This is a genomic window from Pantoea sp. Ap-870 (assembly GCF_011752515.1).
GTDB lineage: Bacteria > Pseudomonadota > Gammaproteobacteria > Enterobacterales > Enterobacteriaceae > Pantoea > Pantoea dispersa.
Genome location: NZ_VWXG01000007.1, coordinates 1 through 24,429 on the forward strand (window position 1 = coordinate 1; position 24,429 = coordinate 24,429).

The window sequence follows — 24,429 nt, forward strand, 5'->3', positions numbered from 1 at the left end:
GTCTGATAAATTGTTAAAGAGCGGTGCGACGCGGCGCTCGGCCTGCTGTCGCGAGGTGGCGTATATTACGCTTTCCTCCTTCAGAGTCAAACACTTTTTTCAGCGTTTTTCTCCGGCGGGGTGAATCACTTCACGCCCTGCTGAGCCGTCTGCGTTGCCGCTTTGCCGTCTCAGTGGTGGCGCATTATAGGGATCCGGATTTTTTGCACAACCCCTTTTTTCGATCTTTTTTATCGACTGGCGAGTTTTCACTCTTTTCGCTGCGATCGCGAGCGATCCGCGCAAAAATCAGCTTGTTTACCCGCACCGGAAGCCGCAGGCTAGCGGGAAACATCAGAAAAGGAGAAATAGAATGTCTGTAGCCCTGCGCCCTTATAAGCAACATATTCCTCATACCGGCGAGCGCGTGATGGTGGATAGCAGCAGCGTGGTCGTTGGCGAAGTCGAGCTGGCTGATGATGTCAGCATCTGGCCACTGGTAGCAATCCGCGGTGACGTGAATAAAGTGGTGATTGGTAAACGCAGCAATATCCAGGATGGCAGCGTGCTGCACGTTACGCATAAATCCAGCAGTAACCCAGACGGCTTTCCATTGATCATCGGTGAAGACGTGACGGTGGGCCATAAAGCAATGCTGCACGGCTGCACCATTGGTAACCGCGTGCTGGTGGGTATGGGCTCTATCCTGCTGGATGGCGCGATCGTCGAAGATGAGGTGATGATTGGCGCCGGCAGCCTGGTGCCACCCGGTAAACGCCTGCAAAGCGGCTATCTCTATTTAGGCAGCCCGGTGAAGCAGATCCGGCCACTAACCGAAGCGGAAATAGCCGGACTGCTTTATTCGGCCAGTAATTATGTCGGCTGGAAAGATGAATATCTGGCTCAGGGCAGCCACAGCCAGCCCTGATCGTCGGCCTGCTCCGCCCGGAGCAGCTGCTCGGCCTCTTCCTCCAGATCCCAGCGATGCGCGCTAAACAGCGCCATCGCCTCTCCGGCACCAAAGCGCTGCTGCAGCGCCGGCAGCGATATTGCGCAGGTCAGTCCCATACCATTCACCAAGACCGGGAACAGCACCGCCTGCCGGACTGCGTCCCAGCTTTCCCGATCGGGAAACTGGATTGCCTGATTCATGCCTGCATCGCCTGTTTAAGTTGATCAATGACCGGCGCGATCTCCGGCATAACGCCATGCCACAGCTGAAACGCATGCGCCGCCTGACCCACCAGCATGCCGAGTCCATCCGCCAGCTGCTGTGTGCCGTGCTGCTGGCACCACGCCAGAAATGGCGTCAGCCCCTGCTGATAAAACATGTCGTAACAGCGCACCTGCGCATCAATCAGCGTAACCGGCAGCGGCGGCACGTCGCCCGCTACGCCGCTGGAGGTGGCATTGATGATCAGATCAAAACGTTCGCCGGCCAGTTGATCAAAACTCATCGCCTGGATCGCTCCACTGTGCTGGAAAAGCTCAGCCAGCTGTTGCGCGCGTTCTGCCGTGCGGTTAACCACCACCAGCGCGCAGCCCGTCGAGAGCAGCGGCAGGATCACCCCACGCGCCGCGCCGCCCGCACCCACCAGCAGAATGCGATCGCCCGGCCGGATCAGCTGCAGCCGTTGCAGATCGCTCAGCAGGCCGATGCCGTCCGTGTTATCACCCAGAATCGAACCATCGGCTCTCTTCTTTAAGGTATTTACCGCGCCGGATAAGGCCGCGCGTTCGCTGAGCTCATCCGCGAATTCCCATGCCTGCTGTTTAAACGGCAGCGTAACATTGGCGCCTTTGCCACCAGCCGCAAAAAACGCCTCTATCGCCTGCGGGAACCCTTCCAGCGGTGCGCAGATGCGTCCGTAAGGATGTTCAATACCGGTCTGCTCAGCAAAAGCGGCGTGAATAAACGGAGATTTGCTGTGGGCGATGGGATGACCAAAAACGGCAAACTTTTCCATAATCAGCCCTGACGAATGAGTTCACCGCTAATAGCATCGCGGATTTCAGAAGGATTCAGGCGACCGCCGGTGGCCGCCTGCAACACCGGGAACTGCGAGCCAAACTGCTCTGCCACTTCGGCGGCGCTGCGGCACGGCGGCTGACCGGTTAAATTCGCGCTGGTTGAGACCAGCGGCTTGCCCAATCCGCGGCACAGCGCCTGAACCTGCGGATGATCGCTGACGCGAATCGCCAGCGAATCAAAGCGGCCGGTTAACCAGCGCGGCGTATGCGGCGAAGCAGGCACCACATAGGTGACCGGACCCGGCCAGCTGGCAAACATACGTTCGCGCTGCAGCACGGTGAGTTCGCGATCGGCAATATAAGGCTCGAGCTGCGCATAATCAGCGGCGATCAGGATCAGCCCCTTTTCTACCGGGCGCTGTTTCAGCTCCAGCAGGGCCATCACCGCGCTTTCGCTGTCCGGATCGCAGCCAAGGCCGAATACGGCTTCGGTAGGGTAAGCAATCACTTGCTGTTGCTGAAGTTGTTCGATGCAGAAGTCGAGGCTTCCGGGTGCATGCTGGCTCTGGTTCATGATCACTCTTCATCCTGGGCGATGGGCTTGCCGCAGCGTTTGCTGGCGCAGAAGCGCTTCATGCCCTGTGCGGTTTTCTTTTCTATTAATAACGGGAACTGGCAATGGGGGCAGACACCTTCCAGCGGCGTGGCGTTGATCGCGAACTGGCAGTCGGGATATCGATCGCAGGCATGGAAGGTTTTGCCATAGCGTGAACGGCGCTGCACCAGCTTGCCGCTGGCGCACTGCGGGCAGGCAATTGCGGTTTCGTCCGGCTTATCGATGGTTTCCGTGTAATCACACTCCGGATAGTGGCTACAGCCGACAAACATGCCGAATCGCCCCTGGCGCAGCACTTTGTCCGCACCACACTGCGGGCAGGCATGGCCTTCCAGCACTTTGACAATATGGCCATCACCCTGGCTTTTCAGCGGGCGGATATAGTCGCAGGCTGGATAATTCACACAGCCGAGAAAAGGCCCGTGTTTGCCGGCACGTATCACTAATTCTGCCCCGCAGGCGGGGCAGGGATCGTGTTTACGCACGGTAAATAGTGCTGGTTTACTCATATTACCGAATGCATTAATCGCAAATTAATGCAGCATACCTTCATTGACGTCGAATAACAGTTCTTCCATCTGCTGATAGGCATTTTCACACCCGGGGATGTTAAACAGCACCATCAGCACCACCCATTTGAGATCTTCCAGATCGAATTCCAGCGTATCAAGCGCCATAACCCGTTCGATGACCATTTCGCGCGTTTCCATATTCAGCACCTGGATTTGCTCCAGGAACAGAATAAAACCACGACACTCGGCATCTAAACGCTGGCTCTCTTCTTCCGTGTAGATTCGCATGGAGAGCGGATCGTTAGCCAGCAACACTGGCGCGACCAGACCATCCTGATAATCCGCTAACCGCTCAAGCCAATTCAACGCATTGTAGATATCTTCGCGATGAAAACCGGCATCGGTTAAGTCATCGGTCAATTTATCCTGGTCAACGCGCATTTCAGCCTCGTTGTGGATATACGTCTCAAACAAGTACATAAGTACGTCGAACATGGCATGCCCTCCTCAATCGGACATAGCCGCCGGGTACAGCTGCGATCCATCCTGCTAACTCCAGCTCCAGCAATTGCGCTGCGATAACTGGCACAGGTTGGCCGGCACGTTCAGCGACGACGTCAACAGGTGTAACCTCATCACCTACGTTAGCCAACACGCTGGGAAATGGCAATGGCACATCATCACTGAGTTGTGAATATATTGTTTCTGAGATGCTGGCCGGCAACCATTGCAGGGCAGAATGCAAATCCTCAAGGATATTGTTGGGATGCGCCACCAGCAGCGCCCCCTGCTGAATCAGCCAGTGCGTGCCTTCACAGCCAGGATTACCCAGCGCGCCAGGCAGCGCATACACGTTACGGTTTTGTTCCAGCGCATAGCGCGCCGTTACCAGCGAGCCGCTCTTCAGTGACGCTTCAACCACCAGCACGCCATGACTCAGGCCACTGATAATACGATTACGCCGCGGAAAATTTACCGCATGGGGCGCCATCGACAGCGGCAGTTCTGAAACCAGCGCGCCGCCGCTGGCGATGATCTCCTGTGCCAGCGGCTGATGGCTTTTCGGATAGAGATGATTCAGCCCGCTGCCCAGCACGGCCAGGGTTTTGCCCTGCACTTCCAGCGCGGCACGATGCGCCACGCCATCAATACCGCGCGCCAGCCCGCTGGTGATGGTCAAACCGCTTAGCGCCAGCTGCTGGGTAAACCAGCCGCCCCACTCTCTGCCATACGGCGAACAGTGACGACTGCCGACCACCGCCAGTTGCGGTGTCGCGAGTGCAGAGAGGTCACCCGCTATATAAAGGGCAGCCGGATAGCGGCTGATTTCCCGGAGCCGGGCGGGATAATGTGCGTCGCTGCAGGCGATCAGATGATGTTGCGCCTGTTGCAGCCAGCGCTGCGTTTTTTCCAGCTGGCGTGGACAGAGGGCGAGAAACTGTTGCCGCTGCGTGTCGTCCAGCCCGTGCTGCTGCAACCACGCGTCGTCAATGTGGCTGGCGGCCAGAAGCGCCATGATGAACTGACGGGCGCGCTCACCGCTTAAACCCCAGACGTAAGTCAGCCTGATAATCCTTTCACTGCGTTCCATGCTGCGCTCCCTGTCAGCCGTGCTCTGATGCGGCACAATGCTGTCAATCAGGCCCTAAAAAGTCTACAATATGAGGCAGTAATCTTTTCTTTAACGCATACAGATCTGGATATTTATGTCAGTTTTGCAGGTATTACATTTCCCTGACGATCGCCTTCGCAAAATTGCTGCACCCGTTGCGGCTGTGAATGCTGACGTTCAGCGTATTGTCGACGATATGTTTGAGACCATGTACGCCGAAGAAGGCATTGGTCTGGCGGCGACGCAGGTGGATATTCACCAGCGCATCATCGTGATTGATGTTTCTGAAAGCCGCGAAGAGCGCCTGGTGCTGATTAACCCGGAGCTGCTGGAAAAAAGCGGCGAAACCGGTATCGAAGAGGGTTGTCTGTCGATCCCGGAACAGCGGGCGTTTGTGCCGCGTGCCGAGCGGGTCAAAGTGCGCGCGCTGGATCGCGACGGTAACAGCTTCGAGCTGGAAACCGACGGTCTGCTGGCGATCTGCATTCAGCATGAGATCGACCATCTTGACGGTAAACTGTTTATTGATTATCTGTCGCCGCTGAAGCGTCAGCGTATTAAACAGAAACTGGAAAAACTGGCCCGCCAGAATGCGCGCGCATCCTGAGAGCGAACAGAAGGTTGAACTGTGTCTGCACCGTTAAAAATCATCTTTGCTGGTACTCCTGACTTCGCAGCGCGTCATCTCGACGCGCTGCTTGCTTCTGAGCATCAGGTGGTTGGCGTCTTTACTCAGCCCGACCGCCCTGCCGGACGTGGCAACAAACTCACGCCGGGCCCGGTAAAAGTGCTGACTCAGGCGCATGATATCCCCGTGTTTCAGCCAAAGTCCCTGAAGCCGGAAGAGAATCAGCAGCTGGTTGCCGGGCTGCAGGCCGATGTGATGGTGGTCGTCGCTTATGGTCTGATCCTGCCTCAGGCGGTGCTGACGATGCCGCGCCTTGGCTGTATCAACGTACATGGCTCGCTGCTGCCGCGCTGGCGCGGTGCGGCGCCGATTCAGCGCTCACTGTGGGCCGGCGATAACGAAACCGGTGTAACCATCATGCAGATGGACGTGGGTCTGGATACCGGCGATATGCTGCACAAAATAACCTGCCCGATTAATGCCGACGATACCAGCGCATCGCTGTACGACAAGCTGGCGCAGCTGGGCCCGCAAGGGATGCTGACCACGCTCAGTCTGCTGGCCACCGGCAGCGCGCAGCCCGAAGTGCAGGATGATACTCTGGTAACTTACGCGGAAAAGCTCAGCAAAGAAGAGGCACGTCTTGACTGGTCGCTCTCTGCAGTTCAGCTGGAACGGTGCATTCGCGCCTTCAATCCGTGGCCGGTGAGTTATTTCCTCATCGACGATCAGCCGGTTAAAGTCTGGCAGGCCAGCGTGTTACCGCACCGCACCGCCCAGCCGGGAGAAATTCTGCAGGCTGACAAACACGGCATCCAGATCGCGACCGCTGACGGCGTGCTGAATCTGCTCTCACTGCAGCCTGCCGGCAAAAAAGCCATGGCGGCGCAGGATCTGCTCAATTCGCGTCGTGAATGGTTTACACCCGGCACCGTTCTGGCCTGATTCTCCAGCCCGGTTTCCGCCGGGCTTTTTGTTTGATGAATGAATATGAAAAAAGCGACCAACCTGCGCAGCCTTGCCGCGCAACTGATTGAACGCGTTGTGGATAAAGGGGAATCGCTGAGCGCGATTCTGCCCGCTGCGCAAAAAACGCTGGCAAACAACGATGGCGCGCTGCTACAGGAGTTGTGTTTTGGCGTGACGCGCACGCTGCCGCAGCTGGAAGCGTTAATTAACAAGCTGATGGCGCGGCCGTTAACCGGCAAACAGCGCGTGCTGCACTATCTGATCATGGTGGGCCTGTATCAGCTGCTGTATACCCGCGTTCCGCCGCATGCCGCGCTGGCCGAAACCGTAGCCGGGGCTGAAGCACTGAAGCGGGCAAATCTGAAAGGCTTGCTTAACGGCGTGCTGCGTCAGTTCCAGCGCCAGCAGGACGCACTGCTGGCGGAGGTCAATCAGGGCCCGCAGCGCTACTGGCATCCGGGCTGGCTGCTGAAACGGCTGCAGACCGCGTGGCCGGAGCAGTGGCAGCAGATTGTGGAAGCCAACAATCAGCGACCGCCAATGTGGCTGCGCGTGAATCGTCAGCATCACAGCCGTGACGCCTGGCTGGCGCTATTAACCCAGCAGAATCAAAATGCGTTTAGTGCTGACGCGCCGGATGCGCTGCGTCTTGAAGCACCGGCTCCGGTCAGTCAGCTGCCAGGCTTTGAGCAGGGCTGGGTGACGGTGCAGGATCTCTCTGCTCAGCGTTGTGCCCTGCTGCTGGCGCCGGAAAACGGCGAAACCATTCTCGACCTGTGCGCTGCGCCCGGCGGCAAAACCACCCATATTCTCGAAATTGCGCCGCAGGCCCGCGTAATGGCGGTGGATATCGATGCGCAGCGCCTGTCGCGCGTGACGGAAAACCTGCAGCGTCTGGGGATGCAGGCTGACGTGCGTCAGGGCGATGGCCGCACGCCAGCAGCCTGGTGCGACGAGCAGCAATTCGACCGCATCCTGCTGGATGCGCCCTGCTCGGCCACCGGCGTTATTCGACGCCATCCGGATATCAAATGGCTACGCCGCGATCGTGATATCGACGAACTCGCCGCGCTACAGCGTGAGATTCTGGCGGCCATCTGGCCACGCCTGAAATCGGGCGGTACGCTGCTTTATGCCACCTGCTCAGTGCTGCCGCAGGAGAACCAGCAGCAGATCGATGCTTTCCTCGCGACGCATGACGATGCGGTGCCGCAGGCACTGCCACAGGGGCAACTTAACGGCTGGCAGGTTTTCCCTGCCATCGATGGCGGCGACGGTTTCTTCTACGCTAAGCTGATGAAAAAATAGTGCAGCGCACAGTGACAAGAGCAACGTATCCATGAAAATTATTATCCTCGGCGCCGGCCAGGTGGGCGGCACGCTCGCCGAAAACCTGGTGGGCGAAAACAATGACATCACCGTGGTTGATAGCGATCCCTCACGCTTACGCGTGCTGCAGGATAAGTTTGACCTGCGCGTGGTACAGGGCCATGGTTCGCACCCGCGCGTGTTGCGTGAAGCCGGCGCCGAAGATGCGGATATGCTGGTGGCGGTCACCAGTTCTGACGAAACCAACATGATTGCCTGTCAGATTGCTTACTCGCTGTTTAACACGCCAAACCGCATTGCCCGTATCCGCGCCGCCGATTATCTACGCGATGCGGAAAAGCTGTTTGTGCCGGAAGCGGTGCCCATCGACCATTTGATCTCGCCTGAACAGCTGGTGATCGACAACATCTATCGGCTGATTCAGTACCCTGGCGCGTTGCAGGTGGTGAATTTTGCCGAGGGCAAAGTCAGTCTGGCAGTGGTCAAAGCCTATTACGGCGGACCGCTGGTGGGCAATCCACTTTCGATCCTGCGTGAGCACATGCCGCATATCGATACCCGCGTAGCCGCGATTTTCCGTCAGGATCGCCCGATCCGCCCGCAGGGATCGACGATCGTCGAAGCTGGCGATGAAGTGTTTTTTATTGCCGCCAGTCAGCATATTCGAGCGGTGATGAGCGAGATGCAGCGGCTCGAAAAGCCCTATAAACGCATTATGCTGGTCGGCGGCGGCAATATCGGCTTTGGCCTGGCGCAACGGCTGGAGAAGCAGTACAGCGTTAAGCTGATTGAACGTAATCAGCAGCGCGCAGCTGAACTGGCTGAACATCTGCAGGATACCATCGTGTTCTATGGCGATGCCTCGGATCAGGAACTGCTGGCAGAAGAGCATGTCGATCAGGTCGATCTGTTTATCGCCGTCACTAACGACGATGAAGCCAATATCATGTCAGCGATGCTGGCCAAAAAGATGGGCGCGAAAAAGGTGATGGTGCTGATCCAGCGTCGCGCCTATGTCGATCTGGTGCAGGGCAGCGTGATCGACATTGCTATTTCTCCGCAGCAGGCCACAATTTCTGCGCTGCTTGGCCACGTGCGCAAAGCTGATATTGTCGGCGTCTCTTCACTGCGCCGCGGTATTGCGGAAGCCATCGAGGCCATCGCCCACGGTGATGAAACCACTTCGCGCGTGGTCGGACGGCTGATTGAAGATATTAAACTGCCGCCGGGCACAATTATCGGCGCAGTGGTGCGTGGTGATGACGTGATCATCGCCAATGACAATGTGCGTATTGAGCAAGGCGACCACGTGATCATGTTCCTCACCGACAAAAAGTTTGTGCCGGACGTTGAACGTCTGTTCCAGCCGAGCCCGTTCTTCCTGTAACGGGTTATGATTGGGCTGACGTGAGAGTGGTGTTTAATCCATTGTTATAATGGCAATTACACGAAGGTTTGTTAGACTTTAGCCATTGGCCAAGGCAAGGAGATAACAATGAGTTTATTCAAAGAGTTTCGTGATTTTGCGATGCGCGGCAACGTAGTGGACCTGGCGGTCGGTGTGATCATCGGTGCTGCGTTCGGTAAGATCGTATCGTCACTGGTTGCGAACATCATTATGCCACCGCTCGGTTTACTGATTGGCGGCGTCGACTTTAAGCAGTTTAAATGGGTACTCAAGCCAGCAGAAGGCGATATCCCAGCGGTGGTGATGGAATACGGTAACTTTATTCAGACGGTATTTGACTTCATCATCGTGGCGTTTGCTATCTTCATTGCCATCAAAGTGATGAATAAACTGTATAAAAAGAAAGAAGTGGAAAAACCAGCGCCTAAACCGACTAATGAAGAAGTGCTGCTGACCGAGATTCGCGATCTGCTTAAGCAACAAAATAATAAAGTGTGATGAATAAAAGCCGCCAGTTTCAGGCGGCTTTTTTGTCACTAAAGCAGAAGGCCAGAGGTAAACACTGTTGCTTACCGCTGGCCTCCTGATTCGCTCCCTTCGCGTGTTTATCTTTACGCCGGTAGCTGCCTTTCCCCTTCTGATTGCGCTCAACACGCTGGCGATACAGCGGATCGTGTAACAGGGCTTCCAGGGCGTTATCGTTAATTTTGCCTTTTCGATGCTGATAGTGACTCATATCTTCCTCCGGTTAGTGATGGCGCAACTATAGTCCCTGCGCGCCAGAATTCAATCCTTGCTACAACAAATTTCAGGATGCGGATCTTCCCCGGTTTCCAGCGCCTCGAGGATCGAACAGCAGGCGCTACTGTGGCGGTCGCCACAACAGGTTTCCGCCAGCCGTTGCAGTGAGCGCTGAATGGTTTGCAGTTCGCCAATCATACCGTTCACCTCATCCAGCCGTTTCGCCACGATCGCTTTTGACTCTTCACAGGTATGATGCTCTGGATCGATGCGGATCGACAGCAGGTCGCGGATCGATTCCAGGCTGAAACCAAGCTGCCGGCCGTAACGGATAAAACGCAGGCGCTGCAGATCGTTATCGCTGTACAGGCGGAAGCCGCCCTCGGTGCGTACCTCATGATCCATCATCTGCTGCTTTTCATAAAAGCGGATGGTATCCGGCGTGACGTCCGCCAGTTTTGCCAGCTGGCCAATGCGATACATACTATTTCTCCTGCTGTAGCGGCTGACCGATCGCCGGGCGGTATTCGCCACGCAGAAAATCGGTGCTAATGCCAGCCTGCTGTAGCTTCATCTCCAGCAGCGTCAGGCGTTTGGCCAGTTCGCGCGCCTCGCTGTCGTCAGGATCGAGTTCACGAAGCAGATCGCTCAGTGCCAGCGCGTCGCGGCGCATCTCCAGTTCCGGAGGGAGATAGCCGGCGTTTTTCAGCAGTCGCCAGGCGCTGCGCAATTCCGCCGGCACACCACTGTCATCGTCCAGCGTGAGCGGCGCACCTTCACCAGGCAGATTGCTCAGCTCGCCCTTTTCCTGAGCGGCGCGGATGTGTTGTTCAGCCAGCTGATCGATAAGCCACATAGAAACCTCCTGCAGGCATGTCTGCCAACAGCATAGCGAATGGAGGGGAAATGGGAAGAAATGACAGGCAATAAAAAACCCGCCGAAGCGGGTTTTTTACGTTACTGCAAATTACTCTGCAGCAGCTTCTGCTTGAGCTTCTGGACGATCAACCAGCTCGATGTATGCCATCGGAGCGTTGTCACCAGCACGGAAGCCACACTTCAGAATGCGAGTGTAACCACCGGCACGGCTCGCGAAACGCGGGCCCAGCTCGTTAAACAGTTTTGCCACGATCTCGTTATCACGAGTACGGGCGAATGCCAGACGACGATTAGCTACGCTGTCGGTCTTGGCAAGAGTAATCAGCGGCTCAACTACGCGACGCAGCTCTTTGGCTTTCGGCAGAGTCGTCTTAATGATCTCATGACGAACCAGAGAACCAGCCATGTTGCGGAACATAGCCTGACGATGGCTGCTGTTGCGGTTCAGTTGACGACCACTCTTACGATGGCGCATGACCTTATCCTTCTCAGTGAAACCTTAACCTGCGATCCGGTTATTCATCAGCAATGCTTGCCGGTGGCCAGTTTTCCAGGCGCATGCCCAGAGACAGACCACGTGATGCGAGCACGTCTTTAATCTCGGTAAGAGATTTTTTACCCAGGTTAGGCGTTTTAAGCAGCTCAACCTCGGTACGCTGTACCAGATCACCGATGTAGTGGATAGCTTCTGCCTTGAGGCAGTTAGCAGAGCGGACAGTCAATTCCAGATCGTCAACAGGGCGCAGCAGGATCGGATCGAATTCTGGTTTCTCTTCTTTGACTTCCGGCTGACGTACATCACGTAAGTCAACGAAAGCTTCCAGTTGTTCTGCCAGGATGGTTGCCGCACGACGAATCGCCTCTTCAGGATCGATTGTGCCGTTGGTTTCCATTTCGATGACCAGCTTGTCCAGGTCGGTGCGCTGTTCTACACGCGCTGCTTCAACATTGTAGGCGATACGGTCTACAGGGCTGTAGCAAGCGTCAACCAACAGACGGCCGATTGGGCGCTCATCTTCTTCCGAATGAATTCGGGCAGAAGCCGGCACATAACCACGACCACGCTGAACTTTGATACGCATGCTAATAGACGCGTTTTCATCGGTCAGATGGCAGATCACATGCTGCGGCTTGACGATTTCGACATCACCGTCGTGGGTAATGTCGGCTGCAGTCACAGGGCCAATGCCAGATTTATTCAGCGTAAGGATGACTTCATCTTTACCCTGAACTCTTACCGCCAGCCCTTTCAGATTGAGCAGGATTTCCAGGATATCTTCCTGTACGCCCTCTTTGGTGGAGTACTCGTGCAGCACGCCATCAATCTCAACCTCGGTCACCGCGCAACCCGGCATGGAAGAAAGCAGAATACGGCGCAGTGCGTTACCAAGAGTATGGCCAAAGCCACGCTCTAACGGCTCAAGGGTCACCTTGGCGTGCGTCGAACTCACTTGCTCGATATCTACCAGGCGCGGTTTTAGAAACTCTGTCACAGAACCCTGCATTGTGTCCTCTCTTTGGTACTAAGCTTTACTTAGAGTAAAGCTCGACGATCAGGTGTTCGTTAATGTCCGCAGACAGATCGGTACGCTCAGGAATACGCTTGAACACACCTTCCATCTTAGTCGCATCAACTTCCAGCCAGGTTGGCTTTTCACGCTGCTCAGCCAGCTCCAGAGCGGCCTTCACGCGAGATTGCTTTTTGGCTTTCTCACGGATGCTTACGACATCATTCGGAGATACCTGATAAGAAGCGATGTTAACAACGCGACCGTTTACCATTACAGATTTGTGGCTAACCAGCTGACGTGCTTCTGCACGAGTGGCACCAAAGCCCATACGGTAAACTACGTTATCCAGACGACCTTCCAGCAGAGCTAACAGGTTTTCACCGGTGTTGCCTTTCAGACGCGCTGCTTCTTTATAGTAGTTACGGAACTGACGCTCCAGCACGCCGTAGATACGACGAACTTTTTGCTTTTCACGTAACTGGCCGCCGTAATCAGACAGACGCGGTTTACGCGCACCATGCTGACCAGGGGCTTGTTCAATTTTGCACTTGGAATCAATCGCGCGAACGCCAGACTTAAGGAATAAGTCGGTGCCCTCACGACGGCTCAGCTTGAGCTTAGGACCCAAATATCTTGCCATTTTCTTTCTCCAACTAACCTAAAAAACGGAACGTTAAACGCGACGTTTTTTCGGCGGACGACAACCGTTGTGAGGGATCGGAGTCACATCAGTAATATTAGTGATGCGGAAACCAGCGGCGTTCAGAGCACGAATAGTAGATTCGCGGCCTGGACCCGGACCCTTAACCATAACTTCCAGGTTCTTAATACCGTAATCTTTCACGGCTTCTGCACAGCGCTCTGCAGCGACCTGAGCAGCAAACGGAGTAGATTTACGTGAACCGCGGAAACCGGAACCACCGGCGGTTGCCCAACCCAGTGCGTTACCCTGACGATCAGTAATAGTAACGATGGTGTTGTTAAAAGACGCATGGACATGAGCCACGCCATCTGAGACTTGTTTTCTTACACGCTTACGTGCACGAACTGGTGCCTTTGCCATTATTTACTCACCCCGATTATTTCTTGATCGGTTTACGCGGACCCTTACGGGTACGTGCGTTGGTCTTAGTACGCTGACCGCGCACCGGCAGACCACGACGATGGCGTAAACCACGGTAGCAACCAAGGTCCATCAGACGCTTGATGCTCAGGGTGATTTCACGGCGCAGATCACCTTCAACAACGAATTTACCAACTGCTTCACGCAGCTGATCAATTTGTTCTTCAGACAGCTCACTGATCTTAACATTTTCAGCGATGCCCGTTTCAGCACAGATGGCTTTAGAACGGGTTTTGCCGATACCGAAGATCGAAGTTAATGCGATAACGGTATGTTTTTGATCAGGAATGTTAATGCCTGCTATACGGGCCACTATGCACTCCTATAATTAAATAAATGCGTACCATGCTGAAAAGCCCGTTTTCAGGATACTCAAATGGAAACGCATCGACATACAAAAGATTGGCTGGCTAATCTAGCCAGCTCAACCCGACTTTGCAAGAAAAATATGTGACTTAATCAGCCCTGGCGCTGTTTATGCTTAGGCTCGGAGCTGCAGATCACACGTACGACACCGTCGCGACGAATGATTTTGCAGTTACGACATAATTTCTTGACGGAAGCACGAACTTTCATTTTTACTCTCCGTAACTTCTCAAGCTACTGAATTAACGGCCATAGCCTTTCAGGTTAGCTTTCTTCAATGCAGACTCGTACTGACTGGACATCATCAGAGTTTGCACTTGAGCCATAAAGTCCATGATGACAACCACTACAATCAGCAGCGAGGTGCCGCCAAAGTAGAAGGGAACCTTCATGGCATCACGCATGAACTCCGGGATCAGGCAGATAAAAGTAATATACAGTGCGCCGATTAAGGTCAGACGTGTCATTACTTTATCGATGTACTTCGCCGTTTGCTCTCCCGGACGAATTCCCGGTACGAATGCACCAGACTTCTTCAGGTTATCTGCTGTTTCACGCGGGTTGAAAACCAACGCCGTGTAGAAGAAACAGAAGAAGATGATTGCAGTCGCATAGAGTAGCACATAAAGCGGCTGTCCTGGCTGCAAATACAGCGAAATTGTTGTCAGCCAGTTCCAACCGGTACCGCCCCCGAACCAGGATGCTATCGTCGCCGGGAACAGGATAATGCTGGAAGCAAAGATGGCTGGGATTACGCCCGCCATGTTCACTTTCAACGGTAAATGTGTGCTCTGTGCAGCATATACACGACGACCTTGCTGACGTTTAGCGTAGTTGACCACAATGCGGCGCTGGCCACGCTCAACGAAAATAACAAAGAACGTCACTGCAAATACAAGAACTGCAACCAACAGCAACAGAAGGAAGTGCAGGTCGCCTTGCCGCGCTTGCTCGATGGTATGGCCAATGGCCGGCGGTAAACCCGCAACAATACCCGCGAAGATAATGATTGAAATACCGTTACCGATACCTCGTTCAGTAATCTGTTCGCCCAGCCACATCAGGAACATAGTTCCGGTAACCAGACTTACAACAGCGGTAAAGTAGAAAGCAAAGCCTGGATTTAATACCAGGCCCTGCATTCCAGGCATATTCGGCAGACCGGTAGCAATACCGATCGACTGGAATATAGCCAGAACCAGTGTGCCGTAGCGAGTGTACTGGCTGATCTTACGACGACCAGCTTCACCCTCTTTCTTAATCTCGGCCAACGCGGGATGAACCACCGTCAGCAGCTGGATAATAATAGAGGCCGAAATATACGGCATAATACCCAGCGCGAAGATTGAGGCACGACTGAGAGCACCACCAGAGAACATGTTAAACATTTCAATGATGGTGCCACGCTGTTGCTCAAGCAGTTTGGCAAGTACAGTGGCATCGATACCGGGGATTGGAATAAAAGAGCCAATACGGAAGACAATCAGTGCACCGATTACAAACAACAGTCTGCGCTTCAGTTCACCAAAGCCACCTTTGGCACTTTGAAAATCTAATCCCGGTTGCTTTGCCATCTGCTACTTATTCCTCGATTTTACCGCCAGCAGCTTCGATTGCAGCACGAGCACCTTTGGTGACACGCAGACCACGAATCGTAACAGGTGCAGATACTTCACCAGACAGGATCACTTTCGCGAACTCAATCTGTACACCGATGATGTTAGCTGCTTTCAGCGTGTTCAGGTCGACGATACCGCCTTCCACTTTCGCCAGATCAGACAGACGCACTTCTGCAGTCACGAATGATTTGCGCGAGGTGAAGCCGAACTTCGGCAGACGACGGTACAGAGGCATCTGACCACCCTCGAAACCACGACGTACGCCACCGCCAGAACGAGACTTCTGACCTTTGTGACCACGACCGCCGGTTTTACCGAGGCCAGAACCGATACCACGGCCCAGACGCTTGGAAGCGTGTTTAGACCCTTCGGCCGGAGACAGAGTGTTTAAACGCATCTCTTACTCCTCCACTTTCAGCATGTAAGAAATCGCGTTGATCATACCGCGTACAGCTGGCGTGTCTTCACGCTCAACGGTGTGACCAATACGACGCAGACCCAGACCAACCAGAGTGGCTTTGTGCTTAGGCAGGCGGCCGATTGAGCTACGGGTTTGTGTAATTTTGATTGTCTTAGCCATCGTGATTACCCCAGAATTTCTTCAACGGATTTACCACGCTTGGCAGCAACCATATCCGGAGACTTCATATTGCCCAGGCCGTCGATAGTTGCACGAACCACGTTGATCGGGTTGGTGGAACCATAGGCTTTAGCCAGAACGTTATGAACTCCAGCGACTTCCAGAACGGCGCGCATTGCACCGCCGGCGATGATACCGGTACCTTCAGAAGCCGGCTGCATGAACACACGAGAACCCGTGTGCGCACCTTTAACCGGGTGCTGCAGGGTGCCGTGAGTCAGCGCGACATTAACCATATTGCGACGAGCTTTTTCCATCGCTTTCTGGATCGCTGCTGGAACTTCACGCGCTTTACCGTAACCAAAACCAACGCGGCCGTTACCATCACCCACTACAGTCAGAGCGGTGAAGGAGAAAATACGACCACCTTTCACAGTTTTAGAGACACGGTTTACCGCGATCAGTTTTTCCTGCAGGTCGCCAGCTTGTTTCTCGATGTGTGCCATCTTAGACCTCTACCTTAGAACTGAAGGCCAGCTTCACGAGCAGCATCTGCAAGTGCCTGGACGCGACCATGATATTGGAAACCGGAACGGTCGAAAGAAACATCTTTGATGCCTTTTTCGATAGCGCGCTCAGCCAGAGCTTTACCTACAGCTGCAGCGGCGTCTTTGTTACCGGTATACTTCAGTTGTTCAGCGATAGCTTTTTCTACAGTAGAAGCAGCAACCAGAACTTCGGAACCGTTCGGGGCGATTACCTGTGCGTAAATGTGACGCGGGGTACGATGTACCACCAGGCGAGTAGCACCCAGCTCTTTGAGCTTGCGACGTGCACGGGTCGCACGACGGATACGAGCAGATTTCTTATCCATAGTGTTACCTTACTTCTTCTTAGCCTCTTTGGTACGCACGACTTCGTCGGCGTAACGAACACCCTTGCCTTTGTAAGGCTCAGGACGACGGTAGGCGCGCAGATCAGCTGCAACCTGACCAATCAGCTGTTTATCAGCGCCTTTCAGCACGATCTCAGTCTGAGTTGGACATTCAGCAGTGATGCCGGCCGGCAGTGCATGGTCAACCGGGTGAGAGAAGCCCAGGGCCAGACTCACAGAGTTGCCTTTAACAGCTGCACGATAACCAACACCAACCAGTTGCAGCTTCTTGGTGAAGCCTTCGGTAACACCGATAACCATGCCGTTCAGCAGCGCACGGGCAGTACCTGCCTGTGCCCAACCATCCGCATAACCTTCGCGCGGAGCGAAAGTCAGGGCGTTGTCTGCATGCTTAACTTCTACAGCACTGTTGATAGTACGAGTCAGCTCGCCGTTTTTGCCTTTGATCGAAACTTCCTGACCGTTGAGTTTTACCTCTACGCCGGCAGGAACAACGACAGGTGCTTTTGCAACACGAGACATTTTATCCTCCGATTACGCTACGTAGCAGATAATTTCGCCACCAAGACCAGCCTGGCGCGCTGCACGATCAGTCATGACACCTTTAGAGGTAGAAATTACAGCAATGCCCAGACCGGCCATAACTTTTGGCAGCTCATCTTTTTTCTTATAGATGCGCAGACCTGGACGGCTAACACGCTGAATGCTTTCTACAACAGCTTTACCCTGGAAGTACTTAAGAGTCAGTTCCAGTTCCGGCTTGATGTCGCCTTCGATTTTAAAATCTTGAATATAGCCTTCTTCCTTCAGCACGTTGGCAATTGCCACTTTCAGCTTGGAGGAAGGCATAGAGACCGCAACTTTGTTCGCGGCCTGACCGTTACGGATACGGGTCAGCATATCCGCGATCGGATCTTGCATGCTCATCTGTGTTACTCCCGTGATTCAAATGGTGACAATTACCAGCTAGCCTTTTTCAGACCCGGGATTTCACCGCGCATTGCGGCTTCACGGACCTTGATACGGCTCAACCCAAACTTCCGCAGGAAACCGTGCGGACGACCTGTCTGACGGCAGCGGTTACGCTGACGTGAAGGGCTGGAATCACGCGGCAGACTCTGCAGCTTGAGAACGGCGTTCCAACGGTCTTCGTCGGATGCGTTCACATCAGAAATGATCGCTTTCAGTTCAGCGCGTTTTGCGAAGAACTTGTCTGCTAATTTCACACGCTTAACTTCGCGTGCTTTCATAGATTGCTTAGCCATTAAGTAACCCTACCTTACTTGCGGAACGGGAAGTCAAAGGCAGCCAGCAGAGCACGGCCTTCATCATCAGATTTCGCAGTAGTGGTAATGGTGATATCCAAACCACGAACGCGATCGACTTTGTCGTAGTCGATTTCTGGGAAGATGATCTGCTCACGAACGCCCATGCTGTAGTTACCACGACCGTCGAAAGACTTCGCGGACAGACCACGGAAGTCACGGATACGCGGTACAGCAATAGTGATCAGACGCTCAAAGAACTCCCACATGCGCTCGCCACGCAGAGTTACTTTACAGCCGATCGGATAGCCCTGACGGATTTTGAAGCCTGCAACTGATTTGCGTGCTTTGGTGATCAGCGGTTTTTGACCGGAGATTGCTGCCAGGTCAGCTGCTGCGTTATCCAGCAGTTTCTTGTCAGCGATCGCTTCACCAACACCCATGTTCAGGGTGATCTTCTCGACCCGAGGGACTTGCATGACAGAATTGTAGCCAAACTCTGTCATGAGTTTCTGGACTACTTCGTCTTTGTAGTAATCATGCAGTTTCGCCATCGTACTACTCCAAATTACTTGATAGTTTCGCTGTTAGACTTGAAGAAACGGACTTTTTTACCGTCTTCGAATCTAAAGCCTACACGGTCAGCCTTGCCGGTTGCCGCATTGAAGATTGCAACGTTAGAAACCTGAATAGCAGCTTCTTTTTCAACGATGCCGCCTGGTTGGTTCAGAGCCGGAACCGGCTTCTGGTGTTTCTTAACCAGGTTGATACCTTCAACGATGACCTTACCAGAAGTCAGGACATTCTTTACTTTACCGCGTTTACCTTTGTCTTTACCGGTAAGCACGATAACTTCGTCGTTACGACGGATTTTCGCTGCCATTGTTCGCTCCTTAGAGTACTTCTGGTGCCAGAGAGATAATTTTCATGAACTTTTCAGTACGAAGTTCACGAGTTACCGGCCCAAAAATACGCGTTCCGATAGGCTGCTCGCTGTTATTGTTCAGAATAACGCATGCATTACCATCGAAGCGAATGACAGAACCGTCCGGGCGACGAACACCCTTCCTGGTGCGCACCACTACCGCTTTCAGGACATCACCTTTTTTCACCTTGCCACGCGGAATTGCTTCCTTGATGGTCACTTTGATGATATCGCCGACGCCTGCGTAGCGACGGTGCGAGCCACCCAGAACCTTGATACACATTACGCGACGTGCACCGGAGTTGTCGGCGACGTTCAGCATAGTCTGTTCTTGGATCATTTTAGTGCTCCGCTAATGTCAACTACTACTTCGGGACCCAAACCTCAGGTCGTTAAAAAGCCCCATAATTGAGGGCGCGGCATTATAACACCGGTTCTCGCAGATGGGTAGAAAAAATGAACGGCTCCATAGAGCCGTTCATTTTGTTTTTAGAGGAAGCGGATTCTATTACAGAATCGCTTTCTCTACAACGCGAACCAGAGTCCAGGACTTAGTCTTGGACAGTGGACGGGTTTCGCGGATTTCAACCACGTCACCAATACCACACTCGTTGTTCTCGTCATGGATGTGCAGCTTAGTCGTACGCTTAATGAATTTACCGTAGATCGGGTGCTTCACGAAACGCTCGATAGCAACAACAGCAGATTTCTGCATTTTGTCACTAACAACACGACCCTGCAGAGTACGGATTTTATCGGTCATTACGCCGCCTTCTCAGTCAGTAAAGTCTTAACGCGTGCAACATCACGGCGAACTTGCTTCAGCAGATGGGTCTGCTGCAGCTGGCCAGATGCTGCCTGCATGCGCAGGTTAAACTGCTCGCGCAGGAGGTTAAGCAGCTCAGTGTTCAGCTCTTCAACGCTTTTTTCACGCAGCTCAGTTGCTTTCATTACATCACCGTCTTAGTTACAAAGGTGGTTTTGATAGGCAGTTTTGCTGCTGCCAGCTTGAATGCTTCACGGGCCAGCTCTTCCGGTACACCGTCCATTTCATACAGGACTTTACCAGGCTGGATCAGGGCAACCCAATACTCCACGTTACCCTTACCTTTACCCATACGCACTTCCAGCGGCTTCTCGGTGATTGGTTTGTCCGGGAATACACGGATCCAAATCTTACCTTGACGCTTAACTGCACGGGTCATAGCACGACGTGCTGCTTCGATCTGACGAGCAGTCAGACGACCACGGCCAACAGCTTTCAGACCGAAAGTACCGAAGCTAACATCCGTACCCTGCGCCAGACCGCGGTTACGGCCTTTGTGCACTTTACGGAATTTCGTACGCTTTGGTTGTAACATCAGCGACTCTCCTTACTTACGGCCTTTACGCTGCTGCTTTTTAGGTTGAGCAGCCGGTTCCGGTTGTTCAACAGCAGCCATACCACCCAGGATCTCACCTTTGAAGATCCATACCTTAACGCCGATTACACCATAAGTGGTGTGCGCTTCAGAGGTGTTGTAGTCAATGTCAGCACGCAGAGTGTGCAGCGGTACACGACCTTCACGGTACCATTCGGTACGTGCGATCTCAGCACCGCCCAGACGGCCGCTAACTTCAACTTTGATACCTTTAGCGCCCAGACGCATTGCGTTCTGTACAGCACGCTTCATCGCACGACGGAACATCACACGACGCTCCAGCTGTGAAGTGATGCTGTCAGCAACCAGTTTTGCGTCCAGTTCCGGTTTACGGACTTCGGCGATATTGATCTGTGCAGGAACGCCAGCGATGTTCGCTACGACCGTGCGCAGTTTTTCAACGTCTTCACCTTTTTTACCGATAACGATACCCGGGCGAGCGGTGTGAATGGTCACACGGATGCTCTTAGCCGGACGCTCGATAACGATGCGAGATACAGACGCTTTTGCCAGTTCTTTGTTCAGGAACTGACGTACTTTAAAGTCGCTGTCCAGGTTGTCAGCGAATTCTTTGGTGTTCGCAAACCAGGTAGAGTTCCATGGTTTTACAATACCCAGGCGAATACCATTAGGATGTACTTTCTGACCCATTGCTAGTCTCCAGAGTCTCAGCGATCGGACACAACCACAGTAATGTGGCTGGTGCGCTTCAGGATGCGATCTGCACGACCTTTAGCACGCGGCATAATGCGCTTCATGCTAGGGCCTTCATCTACGAAAATTTTCGCAACTTTCAGATCGTCGATATCAGCGCCATCGTTGTGTTCGGCGTTAGCAATGGCAGATTCCAGGACTTTCTTAACCAGTACAGCCGCTTTCTTGTTGGTGTAAGTCAGAATATCCAGAGCCTGCGACACTTTCTTACCGCGAATCAGGTCAGCAACAAGGCGAACCTTCTGAGCAGAAGAACGAGCATGGCGATGTTGAGCAATAGTTTCCATCTCTTCCTCCTACTTATTTCTTCTTGGCTTTCTTATCAGCAGCGTGGCCGCGATAAGTACGTGTCGGTGCAAATTCACCCAGCTTGTGGCCGACCATTTCGTCGGAAACAAAGACAGGAACGTGCTGACGACCATTATGGACAGCGATGGTCAAACCGATCATGTTAGGGAAGATCGTTGAACGACGGGACCAAGTGCGCAGGGGCTTCTTGTCACCGCTTTCCACCGCTTTCTCTACCTTCTTCAGCAAGTGCAGGTCAATAAAAGGACCTTTCTTGAGAGAACGTGGCATGGCTTATCCTCTAAAATTATTTGCTACGGCGACGTACGATAAATTTATCAGTACGCTTGTTGCTACGGGTCTTCTTACCTTTGGTCTGAACGCCCCACGGAGTTACCGGGTGCTTACCAAAGTTACGACCTTCACCACCACCGTGCGGGTGATCGACTGGGTTCATCGCAGTACCGCGAACGGTAGGACGAACACCACGCCAACGGGTTGCACCGGCTTTACCCAGAACGCGCAGCATGTGCTCAGCGTTACCGACTTCGCCCAGGGTTGCGCGGCAGTCAGCTTCGACTTTACGCATTTCGCCTGAACGCAGACGCAGGGTAACGTAGGAACCTTCACGCGCAACGATCTGCACGTAAGCACCAGCAGAACGGGCAATCTGACCGCCTTTACCTGGTTTCATTTCTACGTTATGCACGGTTGAACCAACCGGGATGTTACGCATCGGCAGGGTGTTACCTGCTTTGATCGCAGCATCAACGCCAGACTGAATCTGGTCGCCAGCTTTCAGGCCTTTAGGGGCCAGGATGTAACGGCGCTCGCCATCTTTGTACAGAACCAGTGCGATGTTCGCAGAACGGTTCGGATCGTACTCAAGACGCTCAACAACTGCCGGGATACCATCTTTGTTGCGTTTGAAGTCAACAATACGGTAAGCCTGCTTGTGACCACCACCGATATGACGGGTAGTGATACGACCATTGTTGTTACGACCACCGGATTTGCTGTTTTTTTCAACCAGCGCGGCAAAAGGCTTGCCTTTGTGCAGCTCAGGGTTCACCACTTTAACAACGTGACGACGACCCGGAGATGTCGGTTTACATTTAACAACTGCCATTGTCTTTCTCCTCCGACTTACTCAGCGCCGCCGACGAAGTCCAGGTTCTGGCCTTCTTTCAGGGTGACGTAAGCTTTTTTCCAGTCGCTACGACGACCGATACGCTGTCCGTGACGCTTAACTTTACCCTTAACAACCAGGGTGTTTACGTCTTTCACTTCTACTTCGAACAGTTTCTCAACAGCAGCAACGATCTCTGCTTTGGTCGCGTCTTTGGCAACTTTGAGAACGATGGTATTGGTTTTTTCCATCGCGGTTGATGCTTTTTCAGATACGTGCGGCGCGCGCAGTACTTTCAGCAGACGTTCTTCACGGATCATGCCAGCATCTCCTCAACTTGCTTAACTGCTTCTGCAGTCATAACGACTTTGTCGAAGGCGATCAGGCTAACTGGGTCGATACCCGCTGCATCACGCACGTCAACCTTGTACAGGTTACGCGCAGCCAGGAACAGATTCTCATCCAGTTCACCGGTGATGATCAGCACGTCTTCCAGCGCCATGTCTTTCAGTTTCTGTACCAGCAGCTTAGTTTTAGGCGCTTCAACAGAGAACGACTCGACAACGATCAGACGGTCCTGACGTACCAGCTCGGACAGGATGCTTTTCAGCGCGCCGCGGTACATCTTTTTGTTAACTTTTTGACTGTGGTCCTGTGGACGCGCAGCGAAGGTCACGCCACCTGAACGCCAGATCGGGCTCTTGATAGAACCTGAACGCGCACGGCCGGTGCCTTTCTGACGCCATGGCTTTTTGCCTGAACCAGTTACTTCAGCACGAGTTTTCTGCGCGCGAGTACCCTGACGAGCACCTGCAGCGTAAGCAACAACAACCTGGTGAACCAGCGCTTCGTTGAAATCACGACCGAAGGTAGTTTCGGAAACAGTCAGCGCGCTCTGCGCGTCTTTCAGTACTAATTCCATTGCTATCCCCTTACGCCTTCACAGCTGGTTTAACAATCAGGTCGCTGCCGGTTGCACCCGGGACAGCACCTTTGACCAGCAGCAGGTTGCGCTCAGCGTCAACACGTACTACTTCCAGGCTCTGAACGGTTACGCGCTCATTACCCAGCTGACCAGCCATTTTCTTGCCTTTGAACACTTTGCCCGGAGTCTGGTTCTGACCGATAGAACCCGGAACGCGGTGAGACAAGGAGTTACCGTGTGTAGCGTCCTGGGTACGGAAGTTCCAGCGCTTAACGGTACCTGCGAAACCTTTACCTTTAGAGGTACCGGTAACGTCTACTTTTTTAACGTCAGCGAAAATTTCAACACTGATGCTCTGGCCAACAGAGTATTCTTCACCTTCGGTGCGGAATTCCCACAGACCACGGCCAGCTTCAACGCCAGCTTTAGCAAAATGACCTGCTTCCGGCTTACCAACACGGTTTGCTTTTTTCGCACCGGTGGTAACCTGGATCGCCTGGTAACCATCGTTTTCCAGACCTTTGACCTGGGTAACGCGGTTTGCTTCAACTTCGATTACGGTTACTGGGATTGAAACGCCTTCTTCAGTGAAGATGCGCGTCATGCCCACTTTTTTACCGACTAAACCAATCATTGTATCAACCTCTCAATCGCTCGATGACCTGATTAACCCAGGCTGATCTGCACGTCAACACCGGCAGCCAGATCCAGACGCATCAGAGCATCAACGGTTTTTTCAGTTGGCTCAACGATGTCTACCAGACGCTTGTGAGTGCGGATTTCGTACTGATCACGCGCATCTTTGTTAACGTGCGGAGAGATCAGAACGGTGAAGCGCTCTTTGCGAGTCGGCAGCGGGATCGGACCACGTACCTGCGCACCAGTGCGCTTGGCAGTCTCGACGATTTCCGCGGTTGATTGATCGATCAGGCGATGATCAAACGCTTTAAGACGGATACGGATTCTTTGGTTCGACATGAGACCAAGGCTCCAAACATTTTATAAACGAAAAAAATTACTACCC

The 24,429-nt window shown here is 53.5% G+C and carries 43 protein-coding genes; 6 read left to right on the plus strand and 37 right to left on the minus strand.

All coding sequences use genetic code 11. The annotated features are described in order from the left end of the window. Positions 1-352: 352 nt before the first annotated feature. Positions 353-907: a gamma carbonic anhydrase family protein gene (locus tag F3J41_RS16710; protein ID WP_150360726.1), complete on the plus strand. Its 555-nt coding sequence runs from the start codon at positions 353-355 to the stop codon at positions 905-907. Here the strand turns inward: F3J41_RS16710 and F3J41_RS16715 are convergent. Genes F3J41_RS16715 through dprA form a run of 6 tightly spaced genes read right to left on the minus strand, consistent with a single transcriptional unit; the run spans position 883 to position 4,669 of the window. Next, on the minus strand, positions 883-1,131 hold the full coding sequence (locus F3J41_RS16715; RefSeq protein WP_058759902.1) for a DUF1488 domain-containing protein: 249 nt from the start codon (positions 1,129-1,131) through the stop codon (positions 883-885). The two genes, F3J41_RS16710 and F3J41_RS16715, sit on opposite strands and share 25 nt — an antisense overlap. Continuing rightward, positions 1,128-1,946: a shikimate dehydrogenase gene (gene aroE / locus F3J41_RS16720; protein WP_058759901.1), complete on the minus strand. Its 819-nt coding sequence runs from the start codon at positions 1,944-1,946 to the stop codon at positions 1,128-1,130. The genes F3J41_RS16715 and aroE overlap by 4 nt, the downstream gene beginning before the upstream one ends. Before the next feature lie 2 nt (positions 1,947-1,948). Next, entirely contained in the window at positions 1,949-2,524 is a 576-nt protein-coding gene (tsaC, locus tag F3J41_RS16725; RefSeq protein WP_166711838.1) for an L-threonylcarbamoyladenylate synthase type 1 TsaC, read from the minus strand. A gap of 2 nt (positions 2,525-2,526) precedes the next feature. Continuing rightward, on the minus strand, positions 2,527-3,075 hold the full coding sequence (locus F3J41_RS16730; RefSeq protein ID WP_166711840.1) for a type I DNA topoisomerase: 549 nt from the start codon (positions 3,073-3,075) through the stop codon (positions 2,527-2,529). A 24-nt stretch (positions 3,076-3,099) separates the two neighbouring features. Next, complete coding sequence (gene smg, locus F3J41_RS16735; protein WP_031279836.1) at positions 3,100-3,573, minus strand: DUF494 family protein Smg; 474 nt, start codon at positions 3,571-3,573, stop codon at positions 3,100-3,102. Beyond that, positions 3,545-4,669 carry a DNA-protecting protein DprA gene (gene dprA / locus F3J41_RS16740; RefSeq protein WP_166711842.1) on the minus strand — a complete coding sequence of 375 codons (1,125 nt, stop codon included), beginning with the start codon at positions 4,667-4,669 and terminating at the stop codon, positions 3,545-3,547. Before dprA ends, smg begins: the two co-directional genes overlap by 29 nt. Before the next feature lie 115 nt (positions 4,670-4,784). Between dprA and def the strand changes: the two genes are divergently transcribed. The 5 genes from def to mscL all read left to right on the plus strand — a co-directional run bounded on the left by def (position 4,785) and on the right by mscL (position 9,522). Continuing rightward, positions 4,785-5,297 (plus strand): peptide deformylase, encoded by a 513-nt coding sequence (gene def, locus F3J41_RS16745; RefSeq protein ID WP_021508231.1) that lies wholly within the window; start codon positions 4,785-4,787, stop codon positions 5,295-5,297. A gap of 21 nt (positions 5,298-5,318) precedes the next feature. Further along, positions 5,319-6,263, plus strand: coding sequence for a methionyl-tRNA formyltransferase (fmt, locus tag F3J41_RS16750; RefSeq protein ID WP_166711844.1), 945 nt, complete (start codon positions 5,319-5,321; stop codon positions 6,261-6,263). A 45-nt stretch (positions 6,264-6,308) separates the two neighbouring features. Beyond that, complete coding sequence (gene rsmB / locus F3J41_RS16755) at positions 6,309-7,595, plus strand: 16S rRNA (cytosine(967)-C(5))-methyltransferase RsmB (RefSeq protein ID WP_059011750.1); 1,287 nt, start codon at positions 6,309-6,311, stop codon at positions 7,593-7,595. 31 nt (positions 7,596-7,626) lie between these two features. Continuing rightward, positions 7,627-9,003, plus strand: a complete 1,377-nt coding sequence (gene trkA, locus F3J41_RS16760; protein ID WP_021508228.1) for a Trk system potassium transporter TrkA — start codon at positions 7,627-7,629, stop codon at positions 9,001-9,003. 108 nt (positions 9,004-9,111) lie between these two features. Then, entirely contained in the window at positions 9,112-9,522 is a 411-nt protein-coding gene (gene mscL / locus F3J41_RS16765) for a large-conductance mechanosensitive channel protein MscL (protein ID WP_021508227.1), read from the plus strand. A gap of 19 nt (positions 9,523-9,541) precedes the next feature. On the opposite strand, the gene F3J41_RS16770 is transcribed toward mscL, so the two are convergent. The 31 genes from F3J41_RS16770 to rpsJ all read right to left on the minus strand — a co-directional run bounded on the left by F3J41_RS16770 (position 9,542) and on the right by rpsJ (position 24,383). Beyond that, positions 9,542-9,760 carry an alternative ribosome-rescue factor A gene (locus F3J41_RS16770; RefSeq protein ID WP_021508226.1) on the minus strand — a complete coding sequence of 73 codons (219 nt, stop codon included), beginning with the start codon at positions 9,758-9,760 and terminating at the stop codon, positions 9,542-9,544. A gap of 50 nt (positions 9,761-9,810) precedes the next feature. Then, positions 9,811-10,248, minus strand: a complete 438-nt coding sequence (gene zntR, locus F3J41_RS16775; RefSeq protein ID WP_166711846.1) for a Zn(2+)-responsive transcriptional regulator — start codon at positions 10,246-10,248, stop codon at positions 9,811-9,813. Position 10,249: 1 nt separating this feature from the next. Continuing rightward, positions 10,250-10,621 carry a DUF1992 domain-containing protein gene (locus F3J41_RS16780; RefSeq protein ID WP_166711847.1) on the minus strand — a complete coding sequence of 124 codons (372 nt, stop codon included), beginning with the start codon at positions 10,619-10,621 and terminating at the stop codon, positions 10,250-10,252. 111 nt (positions 10,622-10,732) lie between these two features. After that, positions 10,733-11,119, minus strand: coding sequence for a 50S ribosomal protein L17 (gene rplQ, locus F3J41_RS16785; RefSeq protein ID WP_003850180.1), 387 nt, complete (start codon positions 11,117-11,119; stop codon positions 10,733-10,735). Between the two features lie 40 nt (positions 11,120-11,159). Then, a complete protein-coding gene (rpoA, locus tag F3J41_RS16790) occupies positions 11,160-12,149 on the minus strand; it encodes a DNA-directed RNA polymerase subunit alpha (RefSeq protein ID WP_007891688.1) in 990 nt (329 codons plus the stop codon). A gap of 25 nt (positions 12,150-12,174) precedes the next feature. Then, positions 12,175-12,795, minus strand: coding sequence for a 30S ribosomal protein S4 (gene rpsD / locus F3J41_RS16795; RefSeq protein ID WP_010618555.1), 621 nt, complete (start codon positions 12,793-12,795; stop codon positions 12,175-12,177). Positions 12,796-12,828: 33 nt separating this feature from the next. Further along, a complete protein-coding gene (rpsK, locus tag F3J41_RS16800; protein WP_004160563.1) occupies positions 12,829-13,218 on the minus strand; it encodes a 30S ribosomal protein S11 in 390 nt (129 codons plus the stop codon). A 16-nt stretch (positions 13,219-13,234) separates the two neighbouring features. Beyond that, entirely contained in the window at positions 13,235-13,591 is a 357-nt protein-coding gene (gene rpsM, locus F3J41_RS16805) for a 30S ribosomal protein S13 (protein ID WP_021508223.1), read from the minus strand. Between the two features lie 146 nt (positions 13,592-13,737). Then, entirely contained in the window at positions 13,738-13,854 is a 117-nt protein-coding gene (gene rpmJ / locus F3J41_RS16810) for a 50S ribosomal protein L36 (RefSeq protein ID WP_071813610.1), read from the minus strand. A gap of 32 nt (positions 13,855-13,886) precedes the next feature. Continuing rightward, a complete protein-coding gene (gene secY / locus F3J41_RS16815; protein ID WP_021508222.1) occupies positions 13,887-15,218 on the minus strand; it encodes a preprotein translocase subunit SecY in 1,332 nt (443 codons plus the stop codon). A 7-nt stretch (positions 15,219-15,225) separates the two neighbouring features. Then, positions 15,226-15,660: a 50S ribosomal protein L15 gene (gene rplO, locus F3J41_RS16820; RefSeq protein ID WP_021508221.1), complete on the minus strand. Its 435-nt coding sequence runs from the start codon at positions 15,658-15,660 to the stop codon at positions 15,226-15,228. Between the two features lie 3 nt (positions 15,661-15,663). After that, positions 15,664-15,843: a 50S ribosomal protein L30 gene (rpmD, locus tag F3J41_RS16825; protein WP_013510758.1), complete on the minus strand. Its 180-nt coding sequence runs from the start codon at positions 15,841-15,843 to the stop codon at positions 15,664-15,666. Positions 15,844-15,848: 5 nt separating this feature from the next. Then, positions 15,849-16,349, minus strand: a complete 501-nt coding sequence (rpsE, locus tag F3J41_RS16830) for a 30S ribosomal protein S5 (RefSeq protein ID WP_010618560.1) — start codon at positions 16,347-16,349, stop codon at positions 15,849-15,851. A gap of 14 nt (positions 16,350-16,363) precedes the next feature. Then, entirely contained in the window at positions 16,364-16,717 is a 354-nt protein-coding gene (gene rplR, locus F3J41_RS16835) for a 50S ribosomal protein L18 (RefSeq protein ID WP_013510760.1), read from the minus strand. 9 nt (positions 16,718-16,726) lie between these two features. After that, positions 16,727-17,260: a 50S ribosomal protein L6 gene (gene rplF, locus F3J41_RS16840; protein ID WP_007891676.1), complete on the minus strand. Its 534-nt coding sequence runs from the start codon at positions 17,258-17,260 to the stop codon at positions 16,727-16,729. A 12-nt stretch (positions 17,261-17,272) separates the two neighbouring features. After that, positions 17,273-17,665: a 30S ribosomal protein S8 gene (rpsH, locus tag F3J41_RS16845; protein WP_021508220.1), complete on the minus strand. Its 393-nt coding sequence runs from the start codon at positions 17,663-17,665 to the stop codon at positions 17,273-17,275. Between the two features lie 32 nt (positions 17,666-17,697). After that, positions 17,698-18,003, minus strand: a complete 306-nt coding sequence (gene rpsN, locus F3J41_RS16850; protein ID WP_010618564.1) for a 30S ribosomal protein S14 — start codon at positions 18,001-18,003, stop codon at positions 17,698-17,700. A 14-nt stretch (positions 18,004-18,017) separates the two neighbouring features. Further along, positions 18,018-18,557 (minus strand): 50S ribosomal protein L5, encoded by a 540-nt coding sequence (rplE, locus tag F3J41_RS16855; RefSeq protein WP_013510763.1) that lies wholly within the window; start codon positions 18,555-18,557, stop codon positions 18,018-18,020. A 14-nt stretch (positions 18,558-18,571) separates the two neighbouring features. Next, positions 18,572-18,886, minus strand: a complete 315-nt coding sequence (gene rplX / locus F3J41_RS16860; RefSeq protein ID WP_021508218.1) for a 50S ribosomal protein L24 — start codon at positions 18,884-18,886, stop codon at positions 18,572-18,574. 10 nt (positions 18,887-18,896) lie between these two features. Next, positions 18,897-19,268, minus strand: a complete 372-nt coding sequence (gene rplN, locus F3J41_RS16865) for a 50S ribosomal protein L14 (protein WP_006120590.1) — start codon at positions 19,266-19,268, stop codon at positions 18,897-18,899. 168 nt (positions 19,269-19,436) lie between these two features. Then, the gene (gene rpsQ / locus F3J41_RS16870; RefSeq protein ID WP_010618568.1) at positions 19,437-19,691 is read right to left on the minus strand and encodes a 30S ribosomal protein S17; all 255 of its coding nucleotides are present in this window, start codon (positions 19,689-19,691) and stop codon (positions 19,437-19,439) included. After that, a complete protein-coding gene (rpmC, locus tag F3J41_RS16875; RefSeq protein ID WP_021508217.1) occupies positions 19,691-19,879 on the minus strand; it encodes a 50S ribosomal protein L29 in 189 nt (62 codons plus the stop codon). Before rpmC ends, rpsQ begins: the two co-directional genes overlap by 1 nt. Then, positions 19,879-20,289, minus strand: coding sequence for a 50S ribosomal protein L16 (rplP, locus tag F3J41_RS16880; protein ID WP_002438716.1), 411 nt, complete (start codon positions 20,287-20,289; stop codon positions 19,879-19,881). The genes rpmC and rplP overlap by 1 nt, the downstream gene beginning before the upstream one ends. Before the next feature lie 12 nt (positions 20,290-20,301). Further along, complete coding sequence (gene rpsC / locus F3J41_RS16885) at positions 20,302-21,000, minus strand: 30S ribosomal protein S3 (protein WP_021508216.1); 699 nt, start codon at positions 20,998-21,000, stop codon at positions 20,302-20,304. Positions 21,001-21,017: 17 nt separating this feature from the next. After that, entirely contained in the window at positions 21,018-21,350 is a 333-nt protein-coding gene (gene rplV / locus F3J41_RS16890) for a 50S ribosomal protein L22 (protein WP_007891659.1), read from the minus strand. Between the two features lie 13 nt (positions 21,351-21,363). Further along, positions 21,364-21,642 (minus strand): 30S ribosomal protein S19, encoded by a 279-nt coding sequence (rpsS, locus tag F3J41_RS16895; RefSeq protein WP_001138115.1) that lies wholly within the window; start codon positions 21,640-21,642, stop codon positions 21,364-21,366. Between the two features lie 16 nt (positions 21,643-21,658). Then, positions 21,659-22,480 carry a 50S ribosomal protein L2 gene (gene rplB, locus F3J41_RS16900; protein WP_010618573.1) on the minus strand — a complete coding sequence of 274 codons (822 nt, stop codon included), beginning with the start codon at positions 22,478-22,480 and terminating at the stop codon, positions 21,659-21,661. Between the two features lie 17 nt (positions 22,481-22,497). Continuing rightward, the gene (rplW, locus tag F3J41_RS16905) at positions 22,498-22,800 is read right to left on the minus strand and encodes a 50S ribosomal protein L23 (RefSeq protein ID WP_010618574.1); all 303 of its coding nucleotides are present in this window, start codon (positions 22,798-22,800) and stop codon (positions 22,498-22,500) included. Further along, complete coding sequence (gene rplD, locus F3J41_RS16910) at positions 22,797-23,402, minus strand: 50S ribosomal protein L4 (protein ID WP_021508215.1); 606 nt, start codon at positions 23,400-23,402, stop codon at positions 22,797-22,799. The genes rplW and rplD overlap by 4 nt, the downstream gene beginning before the upstream one ends. A 10-nt stretch (positions 23,403-23,412) precedes the next feature. Then, the gene (rplC, locus tag F3J41_RS16915; protein WP_021508214.1) at positions 23,413-24,039 is read right to left on the minus strand and encodes a 50S ribosomal protein L3; all 627 of its coding nucleotides are present in this window, start codon (positions 24,037-24,039) and stop codon (positions 23,413-23,415) included. 32 nt (positions 24,040-24,071) lie between these two features. After that, a complete protein-coding gene (rpsJ, locus tag F3J41_RS16920) occupies positions 24,072-24,383 on the minus strand; it encodes a 30S ribosomal protein S10 (RefSeq protein WP_006120582.1) in 312 nt (103 codons plus the stop codon). Positions 24,384-24,429 lie beyond the last annotated feature (46 nt).

Coding starts and splice junctions, on each gene's coding strand:
- aroE (WP_058759901.1), bottom strand. CDS start 1,946: ATGGAAAAGTTTGCCGTTTTTGGTCATCCCATCGCCCACAGCAAATCT.
- F3J41_RS16715 (WP_058759902.1), bottom strand. CDS start 1,131: ATGAATCAGGCAATCCAGTTTCCCGATCGGGAAAGCTGGGACGCAGTC.
- rpmJ (WP_071813610.1), bottom strand. CDS start 13,854: ATGAAAGTTCGTGCTTCCGTCAAGAAATTATGTCGTAACTGCAAAATC.
- rpsH (WP_021508220.1), bottom strand. CDS start 17,665: ATGAGCATGCAAGATCCGATCGCGGATATGCTGACCCGTATCCGTAAC.
- def (WP_021508231.1), top strand. CDS start 4,785: ATGTCAGTTTTGCAGGTATTACATTTCCCTGACGATCGCCTTCGCAAA.
- F3J41_RS16770 (WP_021508226.1), bottom strand. CDS start 9,760: ATGAGTCACTATCAGCATCGAAAAGGCAAAATTAACGATAACGCCCTG.
- rpmC (WP_021508217.1), bottom strand. CDS start 19,879: ATGAAAGCAACTGAGCTGCGTGAAAAAAGCGTTGAAGAGCTGAACACT.
- rplD (WP_021508215.1), bottom strand. CDS start 23,402: ATGGAATTAGTACTGAAAGACGCGCAGAGCGCGCTGACTGTTTCCGAA.
- rplR (WP_013510760.1), bottom strand. CDS start 16,717: ATGGATAAGAAATCTGCTCGTATCCGTCGTGCGACCCGTGCACGTCGC.
- rpsN (WP_010618564.1), bottom strand. CDS start 18,003: ATGGCTAAGCAATCTATGAAAGCACGCGAAGTTAAGCGTGTGAAATTA.
- rplO (WP_021508221.1), bottom strand. CDS start 15,660: ATGCGTTTAAACACTCTGTCTCCGGCCGAAGGGTCTAAACACGCTTCC.
- rplX (WP_021508218.1), bottom strand. CDS start 18,886: ATGGCAGCGAAAATCCGTCGTAACGACGAAGTTATCGTGCTTACCGGT.
- rplF (WP_007891676.1), bottom strand. CDS start 17,260: ATGTCTCGTGTTGCAAAAGCACCTGTCGTTGTTCCTGCCGGCGTAGAG.
- rpsC (WP_021508216.1), bottom strand. CDS start 21,000: ATGGGTCAGAAAGTACATCCTAATGGTATTCGCCTGGGTATTGTAAAA.
- tsaC (WP_166711838.1), bottom strand. CDS start 2,524: ATGAACCAGAGCCAGCATGCACCCGGAAGCCTCGACTTCTGCATCGAA.
- rpoA (WP_007891688.1), bottom strand. CDS start 12,149: ATGCAGGGTTCTGTGACAGAGTTTCTAAAACCGCGCCTGGTAGATATC.
- rplV (WP_007891659.1), bottom strand. CDS start 21,350: ATGGAAACTATTGCTCAACATCGCCATGCTCGTTCTTCTGCTCAGAAG.
- secY (WP_021508222.1), bottom strand. CDS start 15,218: ATGGCAAAGCAACCGGGATTAGATTTTCAAAGTGCCAAAGGTGGCTTT.
- rpmD (WP_013510758.1), bottom strand. CDS start 15,843: ATGGCTAAGACAATCAAAATTACACAAACCCGTAGCTCAATCGGCCGC.
- rpsE (WP_010618560.1), bottom strand. CDS start 16,349: ATGGCACACATCGAGAAACAAGCTGGCGACCTGCAGGAAAAACTGATC.
- F3J41_RS16780 (WP_166711847.1), bottom strand. CDS start 10,621: ATGTGGCTTATCGATCAGCTGGCTGAACAACACATCCGCGCCGCTCAG.
- zntR (WP_166711846.1), bottom strand. CDS start 10,248: ATGTATCGCATTGGCCAGCTGGCAAAACTGGCGGACGTCACGCCGGAT.
- rpsJ (WP_006120582.1), bottom strand. CDS start 24,383: ATGTCGAACCAAAGAATCCGTATCCGTCTTAAAGCGTTTGATCATCGC.
- rplB (WP_010618573.1), bottom strand. CDS start 22,480: ATGGCAGTTGTTAAATGTAAACCGACATCTCCGGGTCGTCGTCACGTT.
- smg (WP_031279836.1), bottom strand. CDS start 3,573: ATGTTCGACGTACTTATGTACTTGTTTGAGACGTATATCCACAACGAG.
- rpsD (WP_010618555.1), bottom strand. CDS start 12,795: ATGGCAAGATATTTGGGTCCTAAGCTCAAGCTGAGCCGTCGTGAGGGC.
- rplP (WP_002438716.1), bottom strand. CDS start 20,289: ATGTTACAACCAAAGCGTACGAAATTCCGTAAAGTGCACAAAGGCCGT.
- dprA (WP_166711842.1), bottom strand. CDS start 4,669: ATGGAACGCAGTGAAAGGATTATCAGGCTGACTTACGTCTGGGGTTTA.
- rplQ (WP_003850180.1), bottom strand. CDS start 11,119: ATGCGCCATCGTAAGAGTGGTCGTCAACTGAACCGCAACAGCAGCCAT.
- rplW (WP_010618574.1), bottom strand. CDS start 22,800: ATGATCCGTGAAGAACGTCTGCTGAAAGTACTGCGCGCGCCGCACGTA.
- trkA (WP_021508228.1), top strand. CDS start 7,627: ATGAAAATTATTATCCTCGGCGCCGGCCAGGTGGGCGGCACGCTCGCC.
- rplN (WP_006120590.1), bottom strand. CDS start 19,268: ATGATCCAAGAACAGACTATGCTGAACGTCGCCGACAACTCCGGTGCA.
- rpsQ (WP_010618568.1), bottom strand. CDS start 19,691: ATGACCGATAAAATCCGTACTCTGCAGGGTCGTGTTGTTAGTGACAAA.
- rplC (WP_021508214.1), bottom strand. CDS start 24,039: ATGATTGGTTTAGTCGGTAAAAAAGTGGGCATGACGCGCATCTTCACT.
- F3J41_RS16730 (WP_166711840.1), bottom strand. CDS start 3,075: ATGAGTAAACCAGCACTATTTACCGTGCGTAAACACGATCCCTGCCCC.
- rsmB (WP_059011750.1), top strand. CDS start 6,309: ATGAAAAAAGCGACCAACCTGCGCAGCCTTGCCGCGCAACTGATTGAA.
- rplE (WP_013510763.1), bottom strand. CDS start 18,557: ATGGCGAAACTGCATGATTACTACAAAGACGAAGTAGTCCAGAAACTC.
- mscL (WP_021508227.1), top strand. CDS start 9,112: ATGAGTTTATTCAAAGAGTTTCGTGATTTTGCGATGCGCGGCAACGTA.
- F3J41_RS16710 (WP_150360726.1), top strand. CDS start 353: ATGTCTGTAGCCCTGCGCCCTTATAAGCAACATATTCCTCATACCGGC.
- rpsK (WP_004160563.1), bottom strand. CDS start 13,218: ATGGCAAAGGCACCAGTTCGTGCACGTAAGCGTGTAAGAAAACAAGTC.
- rpsS (WP_001138115.1), bottom strand. CDS start 21,642: ATGCCACGTTCTCTCAAGAAAGGTCCTTTTATTGACCTGCACTTGCTG.